Raw genomic sequence first — 301 nt, 5'->3', positions numbered from 1 at the left:
GAGTTACACGCCGGCCGCAAACGATAACGGTACAATTGAATTTAGCTACACCATTAGTGATGGTACCGATGACATTGTTAATACCGCCTCGTTAGAGATTACGCCGCAAAATGATGCGCCAACCAGTACATCGGCTACGTTAGCTCCCATTCTAGAGGATAGTGGCACTTACACAATTACGCAGGATGATTTGTTAGTAGGTTATGCCAATGATGTGGATGGTGACAGCCTTACGGCTAGCGATTTATTGATTATCGAAGGTAATGGTAGCCTTGTAGCTAATGCTGATGGGACATGGGAC

At 45.5% G+C, this 301-nt stretch carries 1 protein-coding gene; it reads left to right on the top strand.

Features of this window, described 5'->3' with window-relative positions; genetic code table 11:
- Positions 1–301, top strand: a 301-nt coding sequence (locus tag Q4528_RS13355; RefSeq protein WP_303521995.1) for a cadherin-like domain-containing protein, incomplete at both ends; no start/stop codon positions are given.

Source organism: Staphylococcus pasteuri, from assembly GCF_030547725.1.
GTDB lineage: Bacteria > Bacillota > Bacilli > Staphylococcales > Staphylococcaceae > Staphylococcus > Staphylococcus pasteuri.
The sequence above is the reverse complement of the archived record's forward strand: the minus strand, read 5'-3'. Positions and strand labels throughout refer to the sequence as shown.